A 9,865-nucleotide genomic window follows, 5' to 3' on the forward strand; every position below is an offset into this window, starting at 1 on the left:
AATTGTTTTGTTAGCTCTTCTTGTTGCTTCTCTTGCTTGACGTTTGTAAGTTCGTTATTTGCTTATATTCAGTTTTCAAAGACCCATCGTGCGCCGCTTTTTCCGCGCGCTTTTATATTCTAACATACCTCCGGGGGGATGTCAACGAAAAACGGCGCCCCGCGGCCAACTTTTCGCGCGTCCGCGAGGCAAAAAAAGAAGAGGGTATGAATACCCTCTTCGCGATGCGGTGCTATTCTTCGAAATCGGCGTAGAGATCCTCGTCGTCGACCGGCGGCACCTCGTATTCGAACGAAGTGTGCTTCAGGATGCCCGTTCCGGACGGAATCAGGCCGCCGATGATGACGTTCTCCTTGAGCCCGAGGAGCGGGTCCGACTTGCCGCGGATGGCGGCGTCGGTCAGGACGCGCGTCGTTTCCTGGAAGGACGCGGCGGACAGGAAGGATTCGGAGCGGAGCGACGCCTTGGTGATGCCGAGCAGGACCGGCTTGGCGACCGCGGGGCGCTTGCCGTGGAGCAGCGACGCCTTGTTCGCCTCGATGAACTCGTTCACCGAGATCTGCGATCCGGGAAGCAGGTCGGTGTCGCCCTCGAGCATGATGTTGACGCGGCGCGTCATCTGCCGGATGATGATCTCGAGATGCTTGTCGGAGATGTCGACGCCCTGCGAGCGGTAGACCTTCTGGACTTCCTTCAGGATGTACTGCTGCGCGGTCTCCATGTCGGTGACGCGGAGCAGTTCCTTCGGATCGATCGAGCCTTCGGTGATCTGCTGGCCGGCGCGGATGTCGTCGCCCTTCCGGACGATCGGCTGGACGTTGGCGTTGGTGACGTACTTCTTCTTTTCGATGCCGTTCTCGACGAAGACGTGGAACTGCTCGTCGATCTGCTGGATGTCGGACACGGTGCCCGAGATCTCGGAGATGATCGAGCGGCCCTTGGAGGTGCGCGCCTCGAAGAGTTCCTGGACGCGCGGGAGACCCTGGGTGATGTCGTCGCCGGCGACGCCGCCGGTATGGAACGTTCTCATCGTCAGCTGCGTGCCCGGTTCGCCGATCGACTGCGCGGCGATCGTGCCGACCGACTCGCCGACCTCGGCCCTGGAGCCGGTTGCAAGGTTCTGGCCGTAGCACTTGCGGCAGACGCCGACCTTGGAGGTGCAGGTCAGACCGGTACGGATCGCGACCGCGATCGTTCCTGAGTCCTTGCCGTCCTCGGTCTTGTCGAGGTTGCCGATCTTCTTGGCGATCTCCTCGGTGACGTAGTCGTTGCGCTTGAGCAGGACTTCACCGGTTTCGGGATGCATGAAGTCGGCGGCGGCGTAGCGGCCGGCGATGCGGTCCTGGAGGGTTTCGATCGTCTTCCCGTCGCGGTCGAGCAGGGCCTTGACCCTGACGCCCTTGTCGGTATGGCAGTCTTCCTCGGTGATGACGACGTCCTGGGAGACGTCGACGAGACGGCGGGTCAGATAGCCGGACTCGGCCGTCTTCAGGGCGGTGTCGGTGGAACCCTTGCGGGAGCCGTGGGTCGAGATGAAGAACTCGGACATCGAGAGGCCTTCGCGGAAGGAGGAGCGGATCGGCAGTTCGATGACGCCGCCGGACGGGTTGGCCATGAGGCCGCGCATGCCGGCGAGCTGGGTGAAGTTGGAGATGTTGCCGCGGGCGCCGGAGTCGGACATCATGAAGATGTGGTTGCTCTTGTCCTGCTCCTTCTGGAGGCCTTCCTGAATCTCGTCCTTGGCCTTCGCCCATTCGGCGACGACGAGCTTCGAACGCTCGGAGTCGGTGAGCAGGCCCATGTCGTACAGGTCGTGGATCTCGTCGACCATCTTGTCGTGCTTCGCGAGGATCTCCGACTTGTGGGAGTAGACCTGGACGTCGGACGCCGAGACGGTGATGCCGGCGACGGTCGAGTACTTGAAGCCGATGTTTTTCAGCTTGTCGAGCATCTTCGAGGTCTCGTTGATCTTGTAGCGCGAGAAGATCTGCGCGATGATCATCGAGAGGAACTTCTTCTTGAACGGATCGACCAGCGGCATCCCCTGGATCGCTTCCCGGAGGTTGGTGCCGGGGGCGACGAAGTAGCGCGCCGGGGTCTCGGTCTCGAGGTTCTTCTTGGTGGCCTCGTTGAGGAACGGGAAGGAGGGGGGCAGGATCGTGTTGAAGATCAGCTTGCCGCAGGTGGTGACGAGGTAGTGGTTCTTGTACTCCTCGGCCATCGGATGATCGATCGAGGAGGCGCGGACGGCGATGCGGGAATGGAGCGTGATGAGCTTGTTCTCGTACGCCATGATCGCTTCGTTGAAGTCCTTGTAGACGTTGCCCTCGCCGTGTTCTCCCGCCTTTTCAAGCGTGAGGTAGTAGTTGCCGAGGACCATGTCCTGCGACGGGGTGACGACCGGCTTGCCGTCCTTCGGGTTCAGGATGTTGTTGGAGGCGAGCATCATCACGCGCGCTTCGGCCTGGGCTTCTTCGGAGAGCGGGACGTGGACCGCCATCTGGTCGCCGTCGAAGTCGGCGTTGAACGCCGTCGTGACCAGCGGATGGAGGCGGATCGCCTTGCCCTCGACGAGCTTCGGCTCGAAGGCCTGGATGCCGAGGCGGTGCAGCGTCGGGGCGCGGTTCAGAAGCACCGGATGTTCCTTGATGACGTCTTCCAGGACGCCCCAGATGCGGTCGTCGAGGGTTTCGATCATGCGCTTCGCGGAGCGGATGTTGGAAGTGATGTTGCGGCTGATCAGCTCGCGGATGACGAACGGCTTGAAGAGGATGATCGCCATCTCCTTCGGCAGGCCGCACTGGTACATCTCGAGGTCCGGTCCGACGACGATGACGGAACGGCCGGAGTAGTCGACGCGCTTGCCGAGGAGGTTCTGGCGGAAGCGTCCCTGCTTGCCGCGGAGCATGTCCGAGAGGCTCTTGAGGGCGCGGTTCTTCTCGACGACGACCTTGCGGCCGCGCTTCGAGTTGTCGATCAGGGCGTCGACCGCTTCCTGGAGCATGCGCTTCTCGTTCTTCGTGATCAGGTGCGGGGCGTTCTGCTCGAACTGCCGCTTCAGGCGGTTGTTGCGGTTCAGGATGCGGCGGTAGAGGTCGTTCAGGTCGGTGGTCGCAAAACGGCCGCCGTCGAGCTGGACCATCGGGCGCAGATCCGGCGGGATCACCGGCAGGACTTCGAGGACCATCCACTCCGGCTTGTTGTCGGAGTTGCGGAAGGCCTCGACGACGTTCAGGCGCTTGACGATCTTCTCGCGGCGCTGCTTGGAGGCCGTCTTCAGCTCCTTGCGGAGGAGGACCGTCTCCTTCTCGAGGTCGATCTTCTTGAGCAGGTACTTGACCGCCTCGGCGCCGGTGAGCGCCTTGAAGCGGCTGCCGTACTCGAAGTAGTACCGGGTGTAGTCGGCCTCCGAGAGGATCTGCTTCGGCTGGAGGTCGGTGTCGCCCGGGTCGACGACGATGTAGCTTGCGAGGTAGACGACCTCCTCGAGGTCCTTCGACTTGATGTCGAGCAGGATCGCGAGGCGCGACGGGCTGTTCCGGAGGTACCACGCGTGGACGACCGGGGCGGCGAGCTCGATGTGCCCCATGCGTTCGCGGCGGACCTTGGATTCGGTGTATTCGACGCCGCAGACCGGGCACTTCTTGCCGGGATGCGAGCTGCGTTTGGACTTGTTGGAACAGGCGCACTGGTAGTCCTTGGTCGGACCGAAGATGACCTCGCAGAAGAGGCCGTCCTTTTCCGGCTTGAGAGTGCGGTAGTTGATCGTCTCGTGCTTCTTGACTTCGCCGTACGACCAGCTGCGGATTTCTTCGGGGGAGGCCAACCGGATCTTAAGATGGGAATATCTCTGGCTCATGGCTGCTCCTCCTTCCTTACGACTGGAATCCGTATTTCGCGATGTAGTCCTCGCCGTCTTCTTCGATCAGCGATTTCTCGACTTCGTTCTCGTTCGTCTCGCGGTTGATCAGCTCGACGTAGATGCCGAGGCTGCGGAGCTCCCGCGTGAGGACGCGGAACGATTCGGGCAGCGACGGATCGGGAATCGGCTGGCCGTCGACGATCGCGCGGAACACCTTGTTGCGGCCGATGATGTCGTCGGACTTGACCGTGAGCATTTCCTGGAGCGTGTAGGCCGCGCCGTAGGCTTCGAGCGCCCACACTTCCATTTCGCCGAAGCGCTGGCCGCCGTTCTGGGCCTTGCCGCCCATCGGCTGCTGCGTGACGAGGGTGTACGGGCCGACGCTCCGGGCGTGCAGCTTGTCGTCCACCATGTGGTCGAGCTTGATCATGTACATGACGCCGACGGAGACGCGGTTGTCGAACTTCTCGCCGGTCCGGCCGTCGTAGAGGGTCGTCTTGCCGTCCTTCTCCATGCCGGCTTCTGCCATGATCTCCATCAGGTTCTCCTGGGTGCAGCCGTCGAAGACGGGCGTCGCCACGTGGAGGCCGAGACGCTTGGCGGCCATGCCGAGGTGGATTTCGAGGACCTGTCCGATGTTCATGCGGGACGGGACGCCGAGCGGATTCAACATGATGTCGACCGGGGTGCCGTCGGGCATGTACGGCATGTCCTCGGAGGGCAGGATCTTCGAGATGACGCCCTTGTTGCCGTGGCGCCCGGCCATCTTGTCGCCTTCGGAGATCTTGCGTTTCTGGACGATGTAGACGCGCACGATCTCGTTCACGCCGGGGGCGAGCTCGTCCTCGTTTTCGCGCGAGAAGACCTTGACGGAGTGGACGATGCCGCCGCCGCCGTGGGGGACGCGCAGGGAGGTGTCACGGACCTCGCGCGATTTCTCGCCGAAGATCGCGAGCAGGAGGCGGTCCTCCGGGGTCGGGTCGGTCTGGCCCTTCGGGGTGACCTTGCCGACGAGGATGTCGCCTTCCTTGACTTCGGCGCCGGCGACGATGATGCCGCGGGCGTCGAGGTACTTGCGTCCGTCTTCGCCGACGTTCGGGATCTCGCGGGTGATCTCTTCCTTGCCGAGCTTGGTGTCGCGGGCCTCGATCTCGTACTTCTCGATGTGGATCGAGGTGTAGACGTCTTCCTTGACGAGACGCTCGTTCATGATGACGGCGTCTTCGTAGTTGTAGCCGTTCCAGGTCATGAAGGCGACGACGACGTTCCGGCCGAGGGCGAGTTCGCCCTCGTCCATCGACGGGCCGTCGGCGACGATGTCACCCTTCGTGATCGTCTCGCCGAGGCTGACGATCGGACTCTGGTTGATGCACGTGCCCTGGTTCGAGCGCATGAACTTGGCGAGGTTGTAGGTGTCGAGTTCGCCGGTCTCGCGGCGGACCTGGACCTTCATGCCGTCGACGTATTCGACGACGCCGTCATGGTCGGCGAGGACGCAGGTGCCCGAGTCGTGGGCGGTCTTGTATTCGATGCCGGTGCCGACGAACGGCGCCTCCGGCTTGAGGAGCGGGATCGCCTGACGCTGCATGTTCGCTCCCATCAGGGCGCGGTTGGCGTCGTCGTGCTCGAGGAACGGGATGCAGGCTGTCGAGATCGAGACGATCTGCTTCGGGGAGACGTCCATGTAGTCGCAGTCGACGGCGTCGAACATCTTCGTCTCGCCGAGATGGCGGGCGACGACGCGCTCGTCCTGGATCGTCATGTCGTCGTTCAGGGTCACGTTGGCCTGGGCGATGATGTGGTTCTGCTCCTCGTCGGCCGACATGTAGACCATCTCGTCCGTGACCTTGCGGGTCACCTTGTCGATCTTCAGGTAGGGCGTCTCCATGAAGCCGTACTTGTTGACCTTGACGTAGCAGGAAAGCGAGTTGATGAGGCCGATGTTCTGTCCTTCCGGGGTCTCGATCGGGCAGATGCGGCCGTAATGGGACTGGTGGACGTCGCGGACCTCGAAGCCGGCGCGGTCGCGGGTGAGACCGCCGGGGCCGAGGGCCGAGATGCGGCGCTTGTGGGTGATCTCGTCGAGCGGGTTCGTCTGCTGCATGAACTGCGAGAGCTGCGAGGATCCGAAGAATTCCTTGAGCGAGGACGTCAGCGGCCGGATGTTGATCAGGTTCTGCGGCGTCATCTCCTTGGATTCCTTCGTCGACATGCGGTCCTTGACGTTCTTCTCCATCTTCGCGAGACCGATGCGGAACTGGTTCTTGAGCAGTTCGCCGATCAGGCGGAGGCGGCGGTTGCCGAGGTGGTCGATGTCGTCGAGCGAGCCGATCCGCGAAAAGAGGTTCAGGTAGTAGGAGATCGAGGCGAGGATGTCGGAGGTGGTGATGTGGAGGCGGTTCTCGTCGGAATCGTTGCCGATGAGGCGGACGGAGAAGGTCTCGCCGTCGTTTCCGACGGTGACGTCGAGCGCCTCGATGACGCAGTCCTTCACGACCTGGCGGACGAAGTCCTCGTTCACGTTGTCGGCCGGGGTCTCCATGCGGGCCTCGCGGTCGAGGTGGACCTGGAGCTCGGCGAGAAGCGACTCGTCGAACGGCACCGACGTCTTGAGGGCGTCGCGATGCCTGCCCAGCAGATCGAGGTGGTCGTATTCGAGTTTCGTGCCGGCGGGCAGGAGCACCTCGCCGGTGGCGGGATCGACGAGATCCTTCTGGTTGCGAACCTCGCCGCCGCGGTCGAGCAGGTTGCGGACGCGGGAGAGGACGTCGAGCTTCTGGTTGACCTTGAAGCGGCCGACCTCGGCGAGGTCGTAGCGCTTCTCGTCGTACAGGCGCGAGACGAAGAAGGAACGCGCGCCCTCGATGGTCGCGGTCTCGCCCTGGCGGATCTTGGAATAGACTTCCTTCATCGCGTCTTCGGAATTCTGCGTCATGTCCTTCTCGATCGTGCCGGAAAGGAGCGCATTCTCACCGAAGAGGTCTTCGATCTGCTTGCGCGACGAAAAGCCGAGGGCCTTGATGAGGGTCGTCAGCGGGATCTTCTTGGAACGGTCGATCTTGGCGAACAGGGTGTCCTGCTTGCCGATTTCGAATTCAAGCCAGGCGCCGCGGGTCGGGATGACCTGGCCGAGGTATTTCCGGCGGCCGGTCTTCTTGTCGACCTCTTCGGAGAAGAAGACGCCCGAGGAACGGACGATCTGGGAGACGATGACGCGCTCGGAACCGTTGATGATGAAGGTCCCGACCGGGCTCATGACGGGGATGTCCCCCATGAAGATCTTCTGTTCCTTGATCGAGACCTCGCCCGTCTCCTTGTCCACGGCCTCCTTGTTGAGGAGGCGGACGGTGACGCGGAGCGGACGGGAATAGGTCACGTCCTTTTCCTTGCATTCCAGCACGGTATATTTGGGTTCGCCGAGCTCGTGGTCCCCGAAATAGAGTTCCAGGTTCTCGGTGAAGTTGGTGATCGGCGAAATGTCGGTGAACAGTTCGTGAAGCCCCGTCTGGACGAACCAGTCGAAGGACGAGGTCTGGACCTCGACCAGGTCGGGCAGTTCCACGTTGGATTTGACGCGGGAGAAGTTTCGTCTTTCTCTGACCTTGCCGTACTTGACAGTCTTGTAATCCACAAAATCACCCCGGTATGTGCCATTGGTAACGCTGGTGACGAGCCCTGAAACGCGCTTGAAACGCGAAAAAGCGCATTCTTTCGCATTTAAAAATTTTATCACATATTCGTCAAGCGGTCAATCATTTTCGGCAAACGAAGACGTGATAGCCGGATTTCCGCGCGATCGTCGCGATGTTTCCGAAAAGGGTCCCGAGTTCGCGCGACGCGGACTCGGCGCCCTGGTTCTTGTTCACGACGCAGACAAGCCTGCCGCCGTCCCGGAGTTTTTCGCGGGCTTCGCGGAAGAGCCGGTAGACGACCGCCTTGCCGGCGCGGATCGGCGGGTTCAGGACCGCGACATCGAAAAGACCGGGAACGTGAAGACATCCGTCTCCGGTGTAGACGCGGGCTTCGATGCCGCACGCGGCGGCGTTCTCGGCCGCCAGTGCGACCGCCCGCTCGTTCACGTCGGTCATCGCGACGCGCGCGCCGAAAAGGGCGCCGGCGACGATGCCGACGACGCCGATCCCGCAGCCGAGGTCGAGCAGTTCCTCGCCGGGTTCGACGGCGAGGCTCTCGAGCAGCGTGCGGGTACCGAAATCAAGACCCGATCGCGAGAAGACGCCGGAATCGGTCGTCATCCGGAAGACGCGCCCGCGCACCTCGAAAAAGATCGGCTTGCGGGCGCTCTTCAGCGTCGGGTCGTCCTGGGTATAGTAGTGGGACATCGGAGCACCCCCATAACGTCAAAAACCTGAGATATTCTCAGGTTCGACGTTCAACGGCGGAATTACTTGAGTTCGACAGTGGCTCCGGCGTCGGTGAGTTTCTTCGCGATTTCCTTCGCTTCGTCTTCCTTGACCTTTTCCTTGATGGCCTTCGGGGCGGCGTCGACGAGGTTCTTGGCCTCGATCAGTCCGAGACCGGTGAGTTCGCGGACGACCTTGATGACGGCGACCTTGCTGGCGCCGACGGCGGTCAGGATGACGTTGACTTCCTTCGGACCCTGTTCTTCTTCGACCGGGGCGGCGGCGGCGACCGGGGCGGCGACGCCGGCGGACGGGTTGACGCCGAATTCGGTCTTCATGGCGTCGATGAGTTCCTTGATTTCGAGCATCGACATTTCTTTGAGCGCTTCGATGAAATCCTTGGCATTGAGCTTGGCCATTTTGATATCCTCCAAATGTATTTTTTTGCTTGCGGTGGTGCGGGTTACTTCTTGTTCGCGAGTTCGTCGAGACCGGCGGCGAGTTCCGAAAGCGGCGCGTAGAGTTGGCTGGCCAGCATGGCGAGCAACACCGGCTTCGGCGGCAGCGTGGCGATCATCTTGATCTCGGCGGGTCCGTAGTAGTCGCCGTCGACCACGCCGGACTTGATGACGAGCTTCACGTTCTTGCGGGTGAAGTCGTTCAGGATCTTCGCGCCGATGACGGGGTCCTTGCGCGAGACGACGATTCCGTTCGGGCCGTTGAGATCATGGTCGAGCGCTCCGAATCCGCAGATCTGGGCGGCGCGGCGCGAGATGTTGTTCTTCGCGACGATCAGCTCGCAGTCTTCCTTCCGGAGCAGGCGGCGGAGCTCTTCGGTCTTGAGGACCGTCAGGCCGCGGTATTCCGCGACGACGATCGCCTTCGCATCCTTCATCCGGCCGACGAGCGCGTTGACCTCTTCCTGCTTGACGTTGATGGTTTGTTCTCTGGACATCTTGACACCTCCTGTGTACCTTGTTTCTGAAAAGAAATTCCTCTTCTTCGCGAGAAAAAGAGGAATGGTAAAACGTGGGATTCCCTTTCGTCTCGGCGGGATGATTAAGCTTGCGCCCCCGCTGTCTTCGATCGAACGATTCGGTTTTAGATGACGACCGCGACGCCGGGACCCATCGTCGAGGAGATCGCGACGTTCTTGACGTACACGCCCTTGACGGTGGACGGCTTGACCTTCTGGATCAGGTCGGTGACGGCCTTGATGTTCTCGGCGAGGTTCTCCGCGGTAAAGGAGACCTTGCCGACGATGACCTGGATGTTGCCGAACTTGTCGACGCGGTAGGTGATCTTGCCGCCTTTGGAATCGGCGACGGCCTGCGCGACGTTCATCGTGACGGTGCCGGTCTTGGGGTTCGGCATGAGGCCTTTCGGGCCGAGGACGCGGCCGAGCTTGCCGATGACGCCCATCATGTCCGGGGTGGCGATCACGACGTCGAATTCGAACCATCCGCCCTGGATCTTCTGGACGAGATCGTCGTCGCCGACGTAGTTCGCGCCGGCGTCGCGGGCTTCCTTGGCCTTTTCGCCGCGGGCGAAGACGAGGACCGTCTTCTCCTTGCCCGTGCCGTGCGGCAGGACGAGCGCGCCGCGGAGGTTCTGCTCCGCCTTGCGGGAGTCGAGGTTGAGG

General features: G+C 61.9%; 6 protein-coding genes and 1 other annotated feature. All 6 genes read right to left on the bottom strand.

Translation table 11 applies throughout. From position 1 onward, the window contains the following. Positions 1-232 precede the first annotated feature (232 nt). On the bottom strand, positions 233-3,859 hold the full coding sequence (rpoC, locus tag WC509_08970; GenBank protein ID MFA5007573.1) for a DNA-directed RNA polymerase subunit beta': 3,627 nt from the start codon (positions 3,857-3,859) through the stop codon (positions 233-235). 16 nt (positions 3,860-3,875) lie between these two features. Beyond that, positions 3,876-7,493: a DNA-directed RNA polymerase subunit beta gene (locus WC509_08975; GenBank protein MFA5007574.1), complete on the bottom strand. Its 3,618-nt coding sequence runs from the start codon at positions 7,491-7,493 to the stop codon at positions 3,876-3,878. A 121-nt stretch (positions 7,494-7,614) separates the two neighbouring features. After that, complete coding sequence (locus tag WC509_08980) at positions 7,615-8,202, bottom strand: methyltransferase (GenBank protein ID MFA5007575.1); 588 nt, start codon at positions 8,200-8,202, stop codon at positions 7,615-7,617. Between the two features lie 62 nt (positions 8,203-8,264). After that, positions 8,265-8,642, bottom strand: coding sequence for a 50S ribosomal protein L7/L12 (gene rplL, locus WC509_08985; GenBank protein ID MFA5007576.1), 378 nt, complete (start codon positions 8,640-8,642; stop codon positions 8,265-8,267). Positions 8,643-8,686: 44 nt separating this feature from the next. Next, on the bottom strand, positions 8,687-9,178 hold the full coding sequence (gene rplJ, locus WC509_08990; GenBank protein ID MFA5007577.1) for a 50S ribosomal protein L10: 492 nt from the start codon (positions 9,176-9,178) through the stop codon (positions 8,687-8,689). A gap of 24 nt (positions 9,179-9,202) precedes the next feature. Then, positions 9,203-9,327 (bottom strand) — a sequence feature (ribosomal protein L10 leader region). Next, positions 9,325-9,865, bottom strand: a 541-nt coding sequence (rplA, locus tag WC509_08995; GenBank protein MFA5007578.1) for a 50S ribosomal protein L1, incomplete at its 5' end; no start/stop codon positions are given. (Overlaps the previous feature by 3 nt.)

The sequence above is a fragment of the Candidatus Izemoplasmatales bacterium genome (assembly GCA_041649275.1).
In the GTDB taxonomy this organism is placed as follows: Bacteria; Bacillota_I; Bacilli_A; order Izemoplasmatales; family Hujiaoplasmataceae; genus UBA12489.

Coding starts and splice junctions, on each gene's coding strand:
- rplJ (MFA5007577.1), bottom strand. CDS start 9,178: ATGTCCAGAGAACAAACCATCAACGTCAAGCAGGAAGAGGTCAACGCG.
- rplL (MFA5007576.1), bottom strand. CDS start 8,642: ATGGCCAAGCTCAATGCCAAGGATTTCATCGAAGCGCTCAAAGAAATG.
- rpoC (MFA5007573.1), bottom strand. CDS start 3,859: ATGAGCCAGAGATATTCCCATCTTAAGATCCGGTTGGCCTCCCCCGAA.
- WC509_08980 (MFA5007575.1), bottom strand. CDS start 8,202: ATGTCCCACTACTATACCCAGGACGACCCGACGCTGAAGAGCGCCCGC.